The organism is Dickeya sp. CFBP 2040 (assembly GCF_012273755.1).
GTDB classification, from domain to species: Bacteria; Pseudomonadota; Gammaproteobacteria; order Enterobacterales; family Enterobacteriaceae; genus Dickeya; species Dickeya poaceiphila.
In genome coordinates, this window is record NZ_JAAVXH010000097.1 from 1 (window position 1) to 17,001 (window position 17,001).

Consider the following 17,001-nt stretch of genomic DNA (forward strand, 5'->3'; position numbering starts at 1 on the left):
GGCTATGGCCAACACGAGCATGACATCGAACACCTGCTCACGATATACCAACAAGCCGGTGGGGAGGTGGCATGAAAAGCAGCATGATCATCGCGGTCATCATGATGCTGCTTAGCGCCGGCGTGGGTGTGCAGTCCTGGCGGCTGCACACCACTCTCCAGTTAACTGAGCAACAGGCACAAACGTTGTCACTGCAGCAAACCGAGCTGGATGAAAAGTCTGGTCAGTTAAAAACGCTGTCTGAGCAAGCTGAACGTAACAACATTGAACAGGCACGATTACGCAACATGGCTGCAGATACTCAAGCAGCGCTCTCTGAACGGCAGAAAGTGATAATGAGATTACAACATGAAAACGAAGAACTTAACCGCTGGGCTAGCACTGCCCTTCCTGCTGATATTATCCGGTTGCGCCAGCGCCCCGCCCTCACAAGTGGCCGTGCTTACCGTGAATGGCTGTCCCAGACTGACTCCGTGCAGATTTCCAGTAGCCAACCCACAAACCAACGGTGAACTAAATAATCTTTTGGATGAAACAGAAGCTGCGTTGGCGACATGCGCAGACCAGGTGGATACTATTATTGCCTGTCAGACCAAAAGCAATACCACCGTAGCAGGTATACAGGCCACATCCCCTGCACTTCCAACCGAAAAAAGGAGTATCCCTGGAGAGAGCAGATGGACTGATATTCCTGAGTAAAACGATATCTGTTCGACCAGCTTACTGAATAAAGACAAGCAGTTTTTGGACAAAAATATCAAGCAGGAGGAGCACGCTCACGTTACTTTAGTTCAATACATTTTTTGATTTCAGGATTTCCATCATCAGTGGGCATTATTATTCAGGGACTCATGGAAGTGATCGTTGCCATATTCATACAATCACACACCGTGATTTCCCTGACGTCACTCAATCTTCTGAACCAGTAGAAACGCCTTACTGGCTTCACAGTAATAATGCAAAATGACAAATAAACGTTGACTATAAAAATTTCATACAGAAAAAAACATTATTAAAGAATGGCCCAGACACAAAAAAACCGCCTCGTGGCGGTCATGTTATTTTAATTATTTCTTTATATCACAAGCGCTTATCGCATGGTGCCCAGAGCGGGACTTGAACCCGCACAGCGCGAACGCCGAGGGATTTTAAAAAGTTAATGCCTGCTTTTTATATCATAGAGTTACGTTAATTCAATACGTTAGCGGTATGCAATTCAGGTTAATGCGAGCTAATGCGGTAATATGCTGCCATCGATTTAACGTGGCAGCGCCCCATGATTATTCATCTGTGGTTAAAGAATCAAACGGGTTGAGAGTTACCGCCGCATCCAGATGATCCGGCGCGAAATGCGCATACCGCATGGTCATAGTGATAGAGCTATGGCCCAATATCTGCTGCAACACCAGAATATTGCCGCCGCGCATCATGAAGTGGCTGGCAAAGCTGTGCCTGAGAACGTGGGTCAACTGCCCCTCAGGTAATTCAATGTGCGCTTTCTTTAAGGCGTGCTTAAATGCCTCATACGCTGGTTTGAAGAGTTGGCCGCGCCGCTTGGGCAACAAGGCGTGCATTCTTTCAGAAATAGGAATGGTTCGGTTTTTCTTTCCTTTGGTTTTGACGAATGTAATCCTGCCGGGAAGGATTTGCGATTGTTTCAGGGTTTGGGCCTCGCCCCAACGCGCCCCCGTCGCCAGGCACAAGCGAACGATGATACCGAGATCTTTATTCTCTGATTCATCGCAGGCAGCAAGCAGGCGCTTAATTTCATCCGGGTAGAGAAAAGCCAGTTCCTGATCGCCTTCCTTAAACTGGCGTATGCCATCCAGCGGGTTTTCTTTTTCCCACTCCCCCATGCGCTTCAGCTCAGAGAACACCGCCCGCAGGTAGGAATATTCGCGGTTAACTGTGGCCTCTTTGATGGCCGTCTTCCCTTTTGGGTTCCATTCACCTTTTAACCGGCGTTCGCGGTAAACAGCGAACATATTTTTATCAACGTCTACCGCAAAGGGATTACCCAGCCGAACACAGATTGCCATCAGTTTAGCGTAGCGGTCTTCACCTGACTCCAGCGTCTGGCCATGCATGTCGTACCATCGCTGGATCAGGTCTTGCAGCGTTGTGCTGTTGGTTTCGGTTGATATCCCTTTTTTATCCGCCATCAGGCGGCGCTCATACGAGAGTGCCTCACCTCTGGTAGCAAACTGTTTACGAACGCGCTGACCATCGCGCCCATAGGGGAAGCATTGGCAAAGCCATTTGCCGGACGGAAGTTTGTTTACAGCCATGTAATATTATCCAGTAAAGCTCTGCCACTGTTCTTCACTGATTATTTTCAGTGGAATGCCACGATTATCCCGGTAGTCTATTGCTTTTTCGATTTTCCGACCGTGAGCCTGATATCTCCAATGTTTACAACTCAATGTACCAATAATAAGAAAATCAAGCTTTGATGTTATATTATCAATCACCTTCCCGCCTGCATCTTCAATCAGTTTTTTACACACTGATCTTTTTCCATAAAGGAATTCACCTGTCAGACAAACTGTTGCATTGGAAAGAACTAAGCTCTCTATATCATCCACTGGTAAGCGAGTTGCCAGCCCATCCACTACACCGGAATCGACATCACTTCCGGTAAAAGCGATTAACGCTTTTTTCAATTCATCACGTTCTTCTGATGTAATGATCCCATCGGCAAGAATCCGGTTAACCAATGCGTATAACTCTTTTCCAGGGTAATTAACTTTGAGCGAAGCATTAGATGATAGCCACCAATTTAAGTATCTTATTTCTGAATCATTAAGCTCATGATTCGCCATCATTCCTTTACATAGGCCTTCCAATAAATGCTTGTCCGCTTCATCAGAGTACAAATCAAGCTCAGGTAAATCAGACAGCTCTTTTTGCACCTTGATCAAATCAGCTTTCAAATAATTCAATTCATACGGCTCAATAACGCCATCAGACAATATATCGGAAAGTCTATTTGAAATCATCCGCACACAATAGTTTTTGCTGATTAAATCAGCATCTTTTATCCATGTATCAAGAAACAAAACTTCTTTCTCATCTATATGACCATCACAGTTTATGCCCTCAATGATATTGATAAGGTTAATAATTAATTTATCTTTATTCCTTTTATAGTTAAAAACATCTAGTTTTTCATCTGCCATGAGGTTTTCCTTTGGTATTAATTATAATTTCAAAGTCAACTTATAACTACATTCCCAACCGGGAAATTACTTACTCAGAACAATATTGGCAAATGTTTCTAGTTACCACCAAATAAATTTACACGCACTGGTTTTTTTCCTTCATCCTTCTTCCAGTAGTAGCCTGACTGAAGTAATGAGATAAGTTCGTCCTGAGTTATTTTTATCGTATCAAACAGGTCAATTTTACTTCTATCAATACTAGGTTTGAATATATCCAGTGTTATTTTGCCCGGATCATAACTCTGACTTTCTATCATGATTGGCAGGTTGGTTAACTTTTTAGGCGTTAGTTGGTGATATGGAATAAAAACACCTGAAAAGAAACCATCAATAGTTGCAACCGGATCATAACCAGAAAAACACTCATATTTGACTTGTAGTACAACAGCATCTGGTATTTTTAAAAATTCACTCCACTCACTATAACCCAGTTTATCACTATAAAAGACATCACCTCTACCGAAAGAAAAAGAACTACCTTGCGTCCAATCCTCATATTGATGCTTATTAAAAACAAATTTAGTTAATTTTATATCTAGTGCATCACGGTGGGATTCTCTTATTGCAAAGCGCCAACCAGAGGCATAACCATCAACAAAACGAGCAATAAGGGCTGTGCTCCTGCGCGGTTCTCTGATAGTTCGAAATGTTGAAGTTACTTCATTGTGCAAATTTTCTATTTTTTCATTTATATCTTTTTCGTCAGATTCATAAGCCTCTGTCGATTCTATTGGAATCTCGCCTGTGTCAATAAATAACAAGAATTGATCTTTGGACAGAATAAAGCAGTTTTTCTCATTTGCCTGTTTTATTTTCTTCCATCCAGCATTAGGGCCACAACACAGGAAATATAATTTGGCTGTAATCCCTTTTCTGACTGACAGTCCTTTCTTTTCTGCGAGTGACTCTAGATCATCTTTAATCTCTTTAGAAAAACCTGTAAAACAAATCTCCAAACCACGAGGAGTATTTTTCTCACGTCGATCTTCAATCTTGAGATCTGCGATAGTTAAAGGACTAGCGGCAGAAATCATTTCTTCATTTGAAGAGTAAACATCCAGTACTCTTTCAAGTTTGAAGGTTCTAAAACCTTTCTTGTTGATGCAATACCCTTGAAGATAATTATCTTTATATACTGCATCGGCAACGTAATTATTAGACACCTCATTATTAGCATTAATATAAGTAAAGAATATTTCTTTCTCGTTTTTTGAAATCCATTCTTCAAATGTCATAAAAAGCCCTTCTATAAATAGCTATTTGATTTATCTATCTTTAGAGTTGAGATATTTTTTATGTTACTTATCGATACGTCTAACGAAAAAAAATAGCGCCCATAATTATTCCAGCAGTAAACACTGCACTGAAAATCAATGGTTCTGCTTTAAGTACATCTTGCCAGCTCTGGCGAGTATTAGGCGTGGTTTGACCGGGAACGGCCGAACACTGACGATCATCCAACCATGAAAGCGCCTGCTGAAGCTGCGATCGGGTCAGTTCAGTTAATCGTCCAGTACCGAAATGAATATGGCAGTAATGAATTAATTGCTGCCGCTGTTCTACCTGCTGAGTGTTCTTCAACAGCAGATGCACCAGCGCATTACTGGCATCTTTTTCCCGATATCTGTCGCGCAACGCCTGAAGATAACTGACCGCCGTTTGATACTGGTTGACCGTCATATCCTCAATGCTTTTGACGCCAATTTCAGCGTGAACGCGCTGCCACACTGAAAACCCCTCTTCATAGCCGCCGTCAGCAATTTCTTTTACCAGTTGGTTTAACTGCTTACGCTGCGCGGGAACCAGTGGGCGTTTTTCTTCATTGGCCGCCGGAATGGCGATATTGATCTTATCGACCGTGATGCTGCTTTCGTAAAAATCCCGCCCGGCTACCCGGTTTTCATTTCCATGAGATTCAACACTCATTCCTGGAGCGTTCCCTTATTTTTTGTTTTCGTGATAGTCCCTGCCAGCAACACGCTGGCCGCTACCGGTTATGTTTATTGATCCTGCTGATGCGGAACTGCCTGCCGTTAATGCGGCCAGTGCAGCGGCTTTAACCGCCAACGGCGCAACACGATAAATTTTTATCAGTTCTAATTCATCGTTAGATATGTCACCGAGATCAGGCGTCCGCTTTCCGGTAAGAATATACGAAACATCCATACCATACCGAGCACTGAGAAGAGCTAGAGTCACTCCGTCTGGAGCGGTTTCCCCTCTCTCATACTTGCCCCAAGTCCTTGTTGTCGTGCCTAGCTCTTCGGCAATCGCACTTTGACTTTTACCAATCGTTTCCCGCTCTTCGCGCAAACGCTCTCCAATAAGGAATAAAAATTCCTCTTTCGATGTTGACATAGGAAGTTTTCTTCACTAGATTGTGTTGAACAGGAACTTAGTGGATCACAACATACCATTATGACACAAGAAAATCATGATCAGCGGTCGCGTTTACCGCGAGGGATTGCATCACGCAGCCCTACTCCCATGAGGCTTTCCGACGATGAACGCGCCAGGCTGGCCGCGTTGGCTGAAAAAGAAAGCCGTTCCCTCTCCAGCATGGCGAGACTGGTTTTTCTCCGGGGGCTGGAGTCGTTTAGCGCTGAAGGATAGGCGATATGAGTAAAGGACTAACCATCAATATCAATGTCCCGACGCCGTATGTTTCTCTCAGGAAATACTCAGAATTAACCGGTATCCCCTTTGAAACCTGCCGGGGCATGGTAAAAAGCGGAAAAATCATTATCCGGCCAAAAGAAAAAGCAAACGAGAAAGTAGAGGTGAATCTCGTTGCCATGCTGCGCGATGCCATTGCCAGCAGTGAAATATAAAGGAGCCACATGGAGAATAAAAAATCAGGCCATCAATACGCAATAACACAATTAAGCAAACACACAAATGTATATCGGGGCTTCTCAATTATTAAATGCCCCCGAACAGCATTAAACCCGATTACCCGATATCGTGTTAGTCAGGCTGGGCAGTCTTACGGTTTATTTGATGCACTGGCATTAGCCACCGGTTATATCGATAACCTTTACACAGCGAGGCGATAATATGATTTCCATAGCTCGTCTATTAACTTCTCAGTCACCATCACCAGTAATACCTAATCAGGGTAAAGGCTGGCTGGAACTGCCAAACGGCCAACGCGTTAAGCCGTCCGTTAATCAGGTCTATTTCGCACCCTGGAGCCAAAAGCCCTACATGCCAGCACCTAAGCAAAAGCGCCGTTGGTTTTCCCGCCTCATGGGTATTGCGGCGTAGCGTCATGGCTAATACCGAACCCGCTCGCGCCATTCCGCTGAGTATCGCGGAAAGAACAGACGGGCTAAACCACATAGCCATGCTGCGAGGGAAACACTTCAAGACAAACAGTGAGAAAGAAATGTGCCGCTTTATTGATGATATGCGGGACAAGATTGATGACGATTACCATAAGAATATGCGCGTACTGTCGGCAATATTTGAATTAGCAGATATTGATAAGGAACGGCATCACCTGAAATTTAATGAACTGACAACTGACGAAAAAGAAAGGCTGATTAAAGCAATGAATAAGCTCCGCGCAGTTGTGAGTTTATTCCCCAAAAACTTAATTCTTCCACTGTAATAAAAACCCCAATTTTAGGCGTAAACCCGCCGGGCTTTCTATTACCTGAAAAAAGGAAACCGCAATGAAAAATGACGAAGTAACACCCATGACTGTCGCCGCTGATGGCGCACTGGCTGAGCTGCTGAAAAAAGCCAGACTGGAGGAACGCAAAGACCAGCATTTGTCCTTCTCTGTACGTCTTGCCGCGCTGGCTATCCATGCCCAGCAAAAAAGCCTGTCTGCCGCCGAAGTGGTGGAGCTGATGCGCCAGGAATCAGAACGTTTTGAGCACTCTGTTCAGGGGTTGAACTGATGGACTCCATGGACATAGCTCAGGAGCGCGAAGCGTTCATCCGTGAAACACAAATCCAACAGGCCCGGCAACAGTCGGGCTGTGCCGTTTCTGCATTCATCTGTGAACGCTGTGACGCCCCTATCCCTGAAGCCCGTCGCGTGGCCGTTCCGGGTGTGCGTCTGTGCGTGTACTGCCAGGGCGATGCAGAACTTAAAAACAAACACTATCGGGGTGCTTTATGAGCATTATTGCCACACCGCTGAAATGGGTCGGCAGCAAGGCCCGCGTGATGGATATCCTGCGCGAACATTTACCGGCTGGCGATCGTCTGGTTGAGCCGTTCGCCGGGTCGTGCTCGGTCATGATGAATACCGATTACCCGGAATACCTGATTGCTGACATCAACCCTGACCTGATTAACCTGTATCAGGTCATCAAAGAGGATTTGAAGGAGTTTATTGATACTGCAGAAGGTCTGTTTCGCACGGCGAATACAGCAGAAAGCTATTACCGCTTCCGTCAGGTATTTAACCGCAGCAAAGAGAATCGCACCACCTCAGCGGCACTGTTCCTTTATCTGAACCGGCACGGTTACCGGGGCGTTTGTCGATATAACCGCGCCGGTGGGTTTAACGTTCCTTACGGGCATTATGCATCGCCTTATTTTCCATTGGCCGAGATTCATGCATTTGCCGAAAAAGCCCGCCGTGCAAAATTCATCTGTGCTGCGTTTGGCGAAACATTGCAACTGATCCGCCCCGGCGATGTGGTGTATTGCGATCCGCCATACATCCCGCAAACACCAACAGCCAGCTTCACCAGTTATCACACCGATGGTTTTACCCACAATGATCAGTATGACTTGTGCAGCGAGTTATCGCGCCTGTCCGAACGTGGGATACCTGTCATCGCGTCCAACAGCGACACTCACCACGCACACAGCCTTTACCACAGGTTTGATATCTACCGTTTCACCGCGCCGCGTAGCGTCGGTGTTGCGGCTGGGGAGAGCAAGCAGGCCGGGGAAATCATTGCTAAGCGTCTGCCGGTTCCTGCTGCCCGAAGCCTGTCGAAAGTTTGCGACGGGTGCGGCTATGAAGGTGGTGGGCACTGCCCTGACTGTGGGCCAGTTATGGGTGATGCCACCTATCAGGAAATGGTGGCATCCGGCGCGTTGAACGCGGAGCCGTTCTGAATGCCTGAACAGTGGGCCTACCCTTGGAACGCTCCACGCCCGGCGATCTCCGCACCGTCGGGCGTGGCTGATCTTCGATCTCCTCTATTCGTTACCGATGCTGAACCGCATCCCACCGTCACACGTTATCTGAGCCGGATGGTTAAACGCGCTTTGGCAGTGCCAGGTGATGACCAGAATCTTAATCAGGCCGTAGCACAGTTGGAGCACCAGGAGCCGAACGGCACCCAGTTGCTTATCCGTCGCGGTCTGGCGGAAATAGTACGCCGGGATCATCAGAAAACGCTAAGTGACTGGATGAAAACACCGGAAGGCGTGGAAGCCCGCTTGCACGAACAACCGTTTTTTATCCGTGACGTTTACCGCCAAAAAATCGAATGGCTACGAGCGAACCGCGAGCCGCGACACATCAGCGCCTTTTTCATGGGAACCGTGAAAAAAGCCCTGCTGCGTCTGGATGCTGTGCGTATGCAGCAAGGTGTGCGTAATGGCTTTGCATCGGAACTGGCGGCCTATTGGGGGCCGCGTTGGGTGCATCTGGCCGGGTTTACCAGGCATGAGGTGATCAATGCCGCGCATACCCTTGCGGCCGCCATCGCCGAAATGTTTGAAACCGAGTGCGGCCACACATCGCCGGAAAACATGACCGACAATGAAATTCAGTGGCTGTATCGCCATCTGGGGCGCGAACTGCTGGCATTGCGTGTAACGCCACCATGCTGGGGGTTGGTTATCGGCGATGAACAAGCCCGGCACCGCATCTATTCCGCCATTTTACGCATCACTTCACCTGAATGGTGGGGGCGGAAACTGTGGCGACTGCGTTGTGAATGGCGGGAAAATCAGTTTCGCGCCATCGGCGTGATCCACAAAAAACGAATGCCGTATGTCAGCCTTGATGCCCTCAACCAGTGGCAAGAGCAACGCCGCAAAAATCGTGTTTTCATCCAGACTCATGAACTGGTTGATGAAGATGGCAACATCACATCACTGGAAAACATGGTGTACGGCAGTATCAGTAATCCGGCTATCCGTCGTCATGAGCTGATGACCCGCATGGCCGGTGTTGAAATGGTGGCAATCGCGCGGGGTGATGAAGGTGTTTTCCTTACTATCACCTGCCCGTCGCGTTACCACGCTAACATCCAGAACGGTCATCAAAACCCTAAATGGGATCATGCTTCTCCTCGTCAAGGGCAGCGGTATTTGTGCCGCACCTGGGCGCGTGCCATGTCTGCGTTGAATCGTCGCGGCTTGCGCCCTTATGGCTTTCGCGTTGCCGAGCCGCACCACGATGCTACCCCGCACTGGCATGTGTTGCTGTTTATGCCACCTGCCGACAGAAAGGCCATCACTGATATCTTGCGTGAATATTTTATTACTGAAGACCGTGCGGAGCTGGGGCGCAACACCGGCGCACGATTCAAGGCTAAAAAGCTCGATCCAAGAAAAGGAAGTGCTACGGCTTACGTGGCGAAGTACATCAGTAAAAATATCGACGGTTACGCGCTGGATGGCGAACTGGATAACGAAACCGGCAAGCCATTACGCGAAACAGCAAAGTTTGCGATGGCCTGGGCATCACAACATAACATCCGACAGTTTCAGCCGTTCGGTCTGCCGCCGGTAACGGTATGGCGTGAACTGCGTCGCCTGGCAAACCAACTGACCACTGCCCAGAAAGAAAACGGCACGATTAAACGCGGGGCCGCACAGCTTGCTGACCCGGCAATGGATGCCGTGCTGGCATCGGCTGACGCCGGTTGTTTTGCCACGTACATCGAAAAGCAAGGCGGCGTGTTGATCCCACGCGAACGCTACACCGTGCGCATTGCCTATGAAGACGCTGACGAACAAAACACCTACGGCGAGACACCGGAAAAAATCTTCGGTGTGTTCTCTCCACGTCTGGGGGCGATATCCCGTATCTGCACCCGGTTAATCAAGTGGAAAATCCGAAAGAAGCAGTCCGCTGACGATGGTACCAGCATTGGCACCGGGAGTGGTTTGGCCGTTACGTCGCCAACCGGCGACGCTTGGAGTTCTGTCAATAACTCTACGGGCGATGAAAAAACATCCATTCCAACAGGTATAGACGGGGATGACTATGGTAGTTGTGAACTGCCAGATGGAGAGCCTGGCGATACATCCGCTCAAACCTTCGCCGACTTCGAGCGCATGACAGACCCGGAACGCCGGGCGCTGCTGTCCAGGTTACGAACTCAACCGCCGGATCGGCGGAATAATCAACACTCGTCCACTACTCAACGGAACACATCGGCTGAAAAACAGGTGGTTGGCAAACTGCCGGACGAGTGGCGAGCCAGTATTGCCGATTTCGCCCGCTCAATCGGCTGGGATATCAACACCGGTGAGTTGCAGCGACTTGCGGCAGGCAATGCGATCACATTTGCCGATCATTCCTATGTCGCCAGTACTGATGGTTGCCTGTACCGCACGCAGACGAGAAAGCAAAAAGAAACGGAATATCAGGATAAAGCAACGGCATTGCTGCAACGCATCGCCGTGTTACGTGATGTTTCATAGTCATAACCGGCTGTGCTGGCCAGAGTCAAAACGACTGCGCTGCAGTACAGATAAAAACATCTATGTGGTACCACAAGGGGGAGTTATGGCAATGCCAGCAGGTAAAGAAGTGCCTAAATACACAATTAAAGAACTGAAATTAATGGGTGTTTCATCGCGATTACAGACCATCATGATCAATGAAAATTTAACACCAGGTGAGCTTGTAGGGTGTGCTGAATCTGTCAGGAATGGCTACCAAGCTTTGAAATGTGAAGGGATGACCGCTGTTGACGGTGAATTACGGTGCTCATTCTGTAATGTACCGAGGGCTGAAGCTAAGAAACTCGTTGTCGGGCTGGGGAATGTATGTATCTGTGATAAGTGCGTTTGGCTTTGTGTCGGAATACTCAAACCAGATACGGAGGCAAAATAATGGGCTATCTGGGGAGTAAGGCCGCGTCTGGCGCATATCAGAAAATTATCGCGGCGATGCCTCCGCATGATACGTACATAGAAACGCACCTGGGCGGCGGCGCAGTGATGTTGAGAAAGCCGCCGGCATTGCGGAACGTCGGGATAGATATCGATGAAGACGCATTGAAAAATTTCGCGTTTACGCACAAGTTAGCAAACGTCAACCTGGTGCGCCGTGATGCGGTGGAATATCTGAGTATGTTCGACTTTTCTCGCGCGGGCCGAGTACTGATTTATGCAGATCCGCCCTATCTGCCCGAAACCCGCACCAGTCGGAACAGTTACCGCTACGAATACACCGCCGATGACCACCGGGCATTAATCGCCAAGCTGCGACGTGTCCCGGCCAGCGTGATGGTTTCAGGCTACCCTTCCGCGCTTTATGATGAACTGTTGTATGACTGGCGCGCTATTGAGTTTCAGGTGATGACGCGTGGCGGTGTCAGGACGGAAAAGCTATGGATGAATTATCCAGAGAGCGCGGCATATAGCGCGTCGTTTGCGGGGCAAGACTATATCGATCGGCAACGCATCAAACGCAAGGCGGAGCGTTGGGCAGCAAAGTATCGGGCAATGCCCCCGGCTGAACGGTTAGCAATAATGGCCGAAATAATGAAAATAGACGGCGAGGCATAAGATGATTAGATTTTTAATTAGACAATTATTGCATTAATTAGATAAATATCTTATTATCAGTTCATCCCAAGCGGATATGCTCTTTAAAAACCGAGGAAACAGATGGTAAAGGTAATCTGGACAAGGAAAGCGTTGAAACAACGTTCAACGATAGACCGAAGATATCAGGGCACCATTAGTGAGAAAGTCGCCGAGTTGGAGAATTTTCCCGCTGTCAAACTCGATATTACCGCGTTGAAAGGTGAGGCCGGTAAATTTAGGTTACGCGTGGGAGATTACAGAGTTATTTTCGAGATCATTAAGGGTGAACCTGTTATTTGCGAGGTGCAGGCGGTCAAGCGCAGAACCTCAACAACTTACTGACTATCAGGCGGGGTAGCCCGCCAGTTTCCTTATGACATACACCGCGACTCACTGACACCCGGATGAAATTATGTCAAAACTACAATTTATCAATGACGTGAACGGCAAGCCTCAGTTTGTAGTGCTGCCAATCGGCGAATATGAAAAGTTGATGTCTGATAGCGATGCAGGCTATGAAGAGATCCCTTATCTTGCTGATGAGCATGATAACGAAACCGTGCCTAACGACGTAGTAGAAATCATGTTTCGTGACGATATCAGCCTGCTCGCTGCGTGGCGTGTTTATCGTGGGCTGTCTCAGTACGATGTCGCTGAACGGCTGGGTACAACACAATCAGCAGTTTCGCAATGGGAAGCGAAAGATTCGCGACCGCAAAAGAAAACCCGTCAGAAGCTTGCTGAACTGTATGGATGCCGTCCTGAACAGATGATTTTGTAAATTTATAACCTTCTCTGAAACCTGCTTCGGCAGGTTTTTTTTGCCCCAAATGCGCCGCACAAACCCGCACAATTTTGCACAACTTTTTTGATGCTATTTTTCCCCTTTCCGCCCGGTACGCACGCGCACCGGGCCGGTTTCTGCACTTGCACAAAAAATGAAGCGAGAGCAGCGCGCAGGTGACGGGGGAACAGCCCCCGCTTTGGGGGGAGGCAGGGATCGCCTTTGATGTGCCGAATCCGGCACATTTTCCGCCCTGCTGCGTGCGTATTTCCCTTCGGGAGACGCGGCGCGGCATCCGGTGAGAGCGCCCGATGGCGTGGCGCTGATGCGGTTTTATGTGGGTGGGAAATGGTGGCGTTAGCCGTTGATCTGAAAAGAAATTGCGTGCGGGTAGTGTGAAAGTTTTTGAATAAAAACCGCCGCGTGAGTGCGGCGGCAGGGGCAGGATATCACTCGGCTTTCAACAGGGCGTAAGGGTTAAAGCGGATCACCTCCATCCCCAGCCAGTCATTCACATGCTTCAGCGCTTCCATCACCGGCATCAGTTCGTTGATAGCGAACACCCGCGCGGCTTTCTCCACATCACCAAAGGAGCCGTTGCCTTCCGGCATTGCGCCCATCAGTTGCGGCGGCACACGGTGCGCCGCCAGAATGTCATCACGCGTTACTGATTTGATATTCAGGAATTCATCTTTGGCAGATATCTGGCTGAAGGGAATAATCTGTACCCCTTTTTCACCGCCGCCCGGCGCATGTAACAGCAGGTTTTTAAACGCGCCTTTACCGCGCGCTTCCTTCAGCGTTTTCTTCACATTATCCATGCTTTCGGTATCCACCTGGGATGCGCCGATGTAGATAATGCACCCGGCGTGCGAACCGTTGTCATAGTAGAGCTTGCGGAACATATCGGCAGAGTGTGACAGGCTGGCCGACAGCAGCGCGCCCATGTATTCCGGCATACCGTATATCTCCTGGTGAATATCCGGGTTGATGACGTGGCACACGCTGTCGGTATCAAACGTGTGTTCATCTTTCCACTGCCGGATAAACCAATAGGTATTCAGGTCGCTGCCGCGCCGGGTGTACTTGGCCGGAACGTGGCGCAGGGCCAGCACGCCGCCCAGCCGGTTGACCCGTCGTTCAAGATAACCGTTGCCGAAAACAAACCAGTCGAGCACGAAGGCGGAGAACGCCTGACGCGACAATAGCGGGTGCGGGATAAAGCACCCGGTCAGCGCATTGCGTTTGAAGTACAGCGCGGACTGGTGCCATGACGCACTACCAAACGCGCGAGCCAGCCCGTACCAGTCCACCGGGGTGTCGTAATAACGGCCATTGTCGGCGCAATACATATTATCCAGCAGGTCATGGCCATCCCTGACCGGATAGGGGCCGTCAAAGGTAAACGCGCTCAGCCCCGGATCGCTTTTCAGGGCCGCGGCCATATCTGGCTGACTAGCGGTAACCACCCGGCGTGTGCCGGGTTTATCTTTTCTTTTCATCAGAACTCCATCGCAAAGCCACCGCCGCCTTGCTCCTGGCCGAGCGGTTCATTGATGACGGCCAGCATGGTTGCCCAGGCCAGATCGCCATGATTAGAGCCGCGTGCGCGGTCGGTGTCGTAAGTCATGATGCCGCCTGGCGTCTTGACGCGCCGCACGGCGTTGAACGCGTTGATCAGTGCCTGCTCGCTGCGGTCGTATTCCCAGCGACCAGCACGAATGACCTGAAGCATTTTCAGCACTAGGGCGCGTTTGGATGACACCGACATCAGGAAGCACACCGCCGCCGGGAAGAATTTCTTAACAATCTGGTAGACCGCTTCACCGATACCGGTGCCATCGATGGCGATATGCTGCACGTTGTATTTGAAGGTCAGTGCCTCGATAACCTTCGCCTGCTCTTCGAACTCCAGGCCACGTATCTGCTGGGTTTCGATGGTGCGGAATTTGCCGCCCGCCACCAGTGGCGGTACCACCACTGAGATCGCGCCGCTGTCGCCGTTACCGCTACTGCCGTTGGCGTCATAACCAACCCAGACGCCGCGATCAGCCATCGGGCGTGACGCGAAAGGTTTCCAGTCCGGCCACTCGTCGTAACCGTCGGCACCGCAGCTAAATAACAGGTTGAGGTTAAAGGCGGACTCACCATCACGGACGAACTCGCAGCCGTACAGGTTGTTGTATTCATCCGGGTTGTTTTCGTCGCGGATTTCTTCCAGGTCGGTGTATTCCCAGCCGTGATCGATGACATCCTGTAGCGTCACAATCTGACGCCAGGTTTTATCCGGGCATAGCAAACCGCTATTGAGTGCTTTCCATGACACATCAAACGCGACCTTTTGCGCCTTACTGCGCTTCTCATTCCAGCGTGCGCCTGTCCAGAACGGGTAGGCTTCATGGGTTTCACTCGATGGGGTGGAAAAGTAGGTGCGCGTCAACCCCTTCAGGGTCGCCATCGCCCCGGCCACCTTGCGCAAGTTGGCAAAGTTACTGACCCAGAAAAATTCATCGAAATACAGGTTGCCGGTGTAGGACTGCGCCGTCGCGGCAGACGTCCCCAGAAAATGCAGCTCAGCCCCGTTGCTCAGGACGATTTTGTCGCCGCCTTTTAGTTCGACGTCCACCTCTTCCGCCACCTTCTGGATAAAGCCCCGGAACTGGTGTGCCTGACGGCGCGAGGCAGAAAGAAAAATCTGGTGGCGCTGATAAGGGTAAGCCACGTCATCACGCAGCGCCCGCAATAACGCTTCACGGGCAAAATACCAGGTGGCACCAATCTGGCGTGACTTCAGGATCATGCGATTTCGGTGGTGACGTTGCTCATACCAGCCGTTTTGATGCCAGGCCAGTGAGTCGAGAATGTTGGTTCGCAACGCGGAAATCTGTTCGTCAGAAAAGTGATTTTTCACCTTGCGCTGGCGGGGTTTCTTGCCGCCTGCGGCATTGCCCGGCTGGCCGTCATTCAGCGTTTTCAACTGCCGGGTCAGCGCGTCCATTTCCTTCAGGTCGCCACCGGTTTTAGTCGGCTTCTGGGCCAACTGGCACAACCGTGCATCGATAGAATGCGTCACGCGCTGGATAGGCGGCGTTTCGTCCCATTCGTCGCGCTTTTTCCAGGCGTACACCGTGTTTTGATTAATCCCCATCAGGCGCGAAATTTCCGCTGGCGGGTAGCCCTGCCAGTAAAGCTGTTTTGCTCGCTGCCGTACAAATGCGTCCTGAATCATGCGCGGTTTCCCCCTTTGCCGGGAAGATTACCCCGCGCGCGATCCGCCTTTCGCTCACTTTCGGCTCTGGCCCTCCGCCGACAACAAAACAGCGTTGAGACAGGGAGTTAGGCTCTGCAATCATGATGTCACAGATACCACAGGACAGGACTACAGGCATGAGCGGTACAGCTAAACCGACCCGCAAAAAATTCCGGGTTGCCGTCTCCGGCTCCACCGTTGACGGGCGTGAAATCGGACGCGACCACCTCTATGCAATGGCGGAAAGCTACAACCCGCAGGTATACGGTGCCCGCGTTAACGTTGAGCATATTCTTTCTCCCTATCCGGGCAGTGATTTCAGTGCGATGGGTGATGTTATTGCGCTAAGCGCGGAAGACATCACCGACGGCCCGCTAAAAGGCCGTGCCGCGTTGTATGCGGAAATCGAACCCACCGAGCGAATGAAGCAGCTCACCGGCGAAGGGAAGAAGATTTATTCCAGTATCGAAATCGACCCGCAGTTTGCCGCGACCGGCAAGCCGTATCTGCGCGGCCTGGCGATGACGGATACCCCGGCCAGCCTGGGCACCGATCGCCTGAAATTCGCCGCACAACAACGGGCACAGGTGCAGGCATTCAACAATCTGCCCGGTGAGCCGGTCATGTTCACCGAAGCGATGGAAGCGGAGCTGGTCGAGCTGTCCGAACAGCGCAGCGACGAGGGGAAGCAATGGTTTTCCCGCGTGATGGGGATTATCGGCAAAGGCCGTAAATCGGACAGTGAGCAGTTTAACCAGATGCGTGAGGCGGTGGAAAACGTTGCCCAGTCCCATGCTGACCTGCTGGACAGTTTCAACACGTTGAAAACCCAACAACAGCAGGACAGCCGAACCATTCAGACGCTGACCAGCGAACTGGCCGCACTCACGCAAAAGCTGGCGACGCAGGATAACAGTTACAGCCAGCGCCCAGCAGCCAGCGGCGGCAACAGCGGCGCGCAACTGGCTGACTTTTAAGTACCGTTAAGCGAGACAAGCGAA

General features: G+C 50.1%; 21 protein-coding genes. 14 read left to right on the plus strand and 7 right to left on the minus strand.

From position 1 onward, the window contains the following. Positions 1-71: 71 nt before the first annotated feature. Both lysB and lysC read left to right on the plus strand, forming a co-directional pair. Entirely contained in the window at positions 72-512 is a 441-nt protein-coding gene (gene lysB, locus Dpoa2040_RS15385; RefSeq protein ID WP_168641824.1) for an Rz-like lysis system protein LysB, read from the plus strand. Further along, positions 397-699, plus strand: a complete 303-nt coding sequence (lysC, locus tag Dpoa2040_RS18410) for an Rz1-like lysis system protein LysC (RefSeq protein ID WP_371810661.1) — start codon at positions 397-399, stop codon at positions 697-699. The genes lysB and lysC overlap by 116 nt, the downstream gene beginning before the upstream one ends. A gap of 581 nt (positions 700-1,280) precedes the next feature. On the opposite strand, the gene Dpoa2040_RS15390 is transcribed toward lysC, so the two are convergent. The 5 genes from Dpoa2040_RS15390 to Dpoa2040_RS15410 all read right to left on the minus strand — a co-directional run bounded on the left by Dpoa2040_RS15390 (position 1,281) and on the right by Dpoa2040_RS15410 (position 5,579). Further along, positions 1,281-2,288, minus strand: a complete 1,008-nt coding sequence (locus Dpoa2040_RS15390) for a tyrosine-type recombinase/integrase (RefSeq protein WP_168641825.1) — start codon at positions 2,286-2,288, stop codon at positions 1,281-1,283. Between the two features lie 6 nt (positions 2,289-2,294). Then, entirely contained in the window at positions 2,295-3,179 is an 885-nt protein-coding gene (locus Dpoa2040_RS15395; RefSeq protein ID WP_168641826.1) for a BRCT domain-containing protein, read from the minus strand. 98 nt (positions 3,180-3,277) lie between these two features. After that, positions 3,278-4,456: a BRCT domain-containing protein gene (locus Dpoa2040_RS15400; protein WP_168641827.1), complete on the minus strand. Its 1,179-nt coding sequence runs from the start codon at positions 4,454-4,456 to the stop codon at positions 3,278-3,280. 79 nt (positions 4,457-4,535) lie between these two features. Further along, positions 4,536-5,147, minus strand: coding sequence for a membrane protein (locus Dpoa2040_RS15405; RefSeq protein WP_042871348.1), 612 nt, complete (start codon positions 5,145-5,147; stop codon positions 4,536-4,538). Positions 5,148-5,162: 15 nt separating this feature from the next. Further along, complete coding sequence (locus tag Dpoa2040_RS15410; protein ID WP_042871350.1) at positions 5,163-5,579, minus strand: helix-turn-helix domain-containing protein; 417 nt, start codon at positions 5,577-5,579, stop codon at positions 5,163-5,165. Between the two features lie 260 nt (positions 5,580-5,839). On the opposite strand from Dpoa2040_RS15410, the gene Dpoa2040_RS15415 reads away from it, so the two are divergent. The 11 genes from Dpoa2040_RS15415 (at position 5,840) to Dpoa2040_RS15465 (ending at position 12,747) form a co-directional block, all read left to right on the plus strand. After that, a complete protein-coding gene (locus Dpoa2040_RS15415) occupies positions 5,840-6,052 on the plus strand; it encodes a hypothetical protein (protein WP_016940947.1) in 213 nt (70 codons plus the stop codon). Positions 6,053-6,278: 226 nt separating this feature from the next. Continuing rightward, positions 6,279-6,488 carry a phage filamentation protein Fil family protein gene (locus tag Dpoa2040_RS15420; RefSeq protein ID WP_071526193.1) on the plus strand — a complete coding sequence of 70 codons (210 nt, stop codon included), beginning with the start codon at positions 6,279-6,281 and terminating at the stop codon, positions 6,486-6,488. 4 nt (positions 6,489-6,492) lie between these two features. After that, on the plus strand, positions 6,493-6,834 hold the full coding sequence (locus Dpoa2040_RS15425; protein ID WP_016940948.1) for a DUF5347 family protein: 342 nt from the start codon (positions 6,493-6,495) through the stop codon (positions 6,832-6,834). Positions 6,835-6,898: 64 nt separating this feature from the next. Further along, positions 6,899-7,129, plus strand: coding sequence for a DUF2732 family protein (locus tag Dpoa2040_RS15430; protein WP_168641828.1), 231 nt, complete (start codon positions 6,899-6,901; stop codon positions 7,127-7,129). Next, positions 7,129-7,353 (plus strand): TraR/DksA family transcriptional regulator, encoded by a 225-nt coding sequence (locus Dpoa2040_RS15435; RefSeq protein ID WP_168641829.1) that lies wholly within the window; start codon positions 7,129-7,131, stop codon positions 7,351-7,353. Before Dpoa2040_RS15430 ends, Dpoa2040_RS15435 begins: the two co-directional genes overlap by 1 nt. Before the next feature lie 5 nt (positions 7,354-7,358). Then, positions 7,359-8,306: a Dam family site-specific DNA-(adenine-N6)-methyltransferase gene (locus tag Dpoa2040_RS15440; protein WP_371810662.1), complete on the plus strand. Its 948-nt coding sequence runs from the start codon at positions 7,359-7,361 to the stop codon at positions 8,304-8,306. Continuing rightward, positions 8,307-10,853, plus strand: a complete 2,547-nt coding sequence (locus tag Dpoa2040_RS15445; protein ID WP_168641831.1) for a replication endonuclease — start codon at positions 8,307-8,309, stop codon at positions 10,851-10,853. Between the two features lie 259 nt (positions 10,854-11,112). Beyond that, positions 11,113-11,268 (plus strand): ClpX C4-type zinc finger protein, encoded by a 156-nt coding sequence (locus Dpoa2040_RS18420; protein WP_227983191.1) that lies wholly within the window; start codon positions 11,113-11,115, stop codon positions 11,266-11,268. Then, positions 11,268-11,945, plus strand: coding sequence for a DNA adenine methylase (locus Dpoa2040_RS15455; RefSeq protein ID WP_168641832.1), 678 nt, complete (start codon positions 11,268-11,270; stop codon positions 11,943-11,945). Before Dpoa2040_RS18420 ends, Dpoa2040_RS15455 begins: the two co-directional genes overlap by 1 nt. Positions 11,946-12,047: 102 nt before the next feature. Next, complete coding sequence (locus Dpoa2040_RS15460; RefSeq protein WP_168641833.1) at positions 12,048-12,308, plus strand: type II toxin-antitoxin system RelE/ParE family toxin; 261 nt, start codon at positions 12,048-12,050, stop codon at positions 12,306-12,308. A gap of 70 nt (positions 12,309-12,378) precedes the next feature. Beyond that, entirely contained in the window at positions 12,379-12,747 is a 369-nt protein-coding gene (locus Dpoa2040_RS15465; protein WP_042871370.1) for a helix-turn-helix transcriptional regulator, read from the plus strand. A gap of 452 nt (positions 12,748-13,199) precedes the next feature. Here the strand turns inward: Dpoa2040_RS15465 and Dpoa2040_RS15470 are convergent, their stop codons facing one another. Together Dpoa2040_RS15470 and Dpoa2040_RS15475 are read right to left on the minus strand one after the other, a co-directional pair. Continuing rightward, positions 13,200-14,252 (minus strand): phage portal protein, encoded by a 1,053-nt coding sequence (locus Dpoa2040_RS15470; RefSeq protein ID WP_168641834.1) that lies wholly within the window; start codon positions 14,250-14,252, stop codon positions 13,200-13,202. After that, entirely contained in the window at positions 14,252-15,979 is a 1,728-nt protein-coding gene (locus tag Dpoa2040_RS15475; protein ID WP_042871374.1) for a terminase large subunit domain-containing protein, read from the minus strand. The genes Dpoa2040_RS15470 and Dpoa2040_RS15475 overlap by 1 nt, the downstream gene beginning before the upstream one ends. A gap of 158 nt (positions 15,980-16,137) precedes the next feature. Between Dpoa2040_RS15475 and Dpoa2040_RS15480 the strand changes: the two genes are divergently transcribed. Then, complete coding sequence (locus tag Dpoa2040_RS15480) at positions 16,138-16,977, plus strand: GPO family capsid scaffolding protein (protein WP_168641835.1); 840 nt, start codon at positions 16,138-16,140, stop codon at positions 16,975-16,977. The last annotated feature ends 24 nt before the right edge of the window (positions 16,978-17,001 follow it).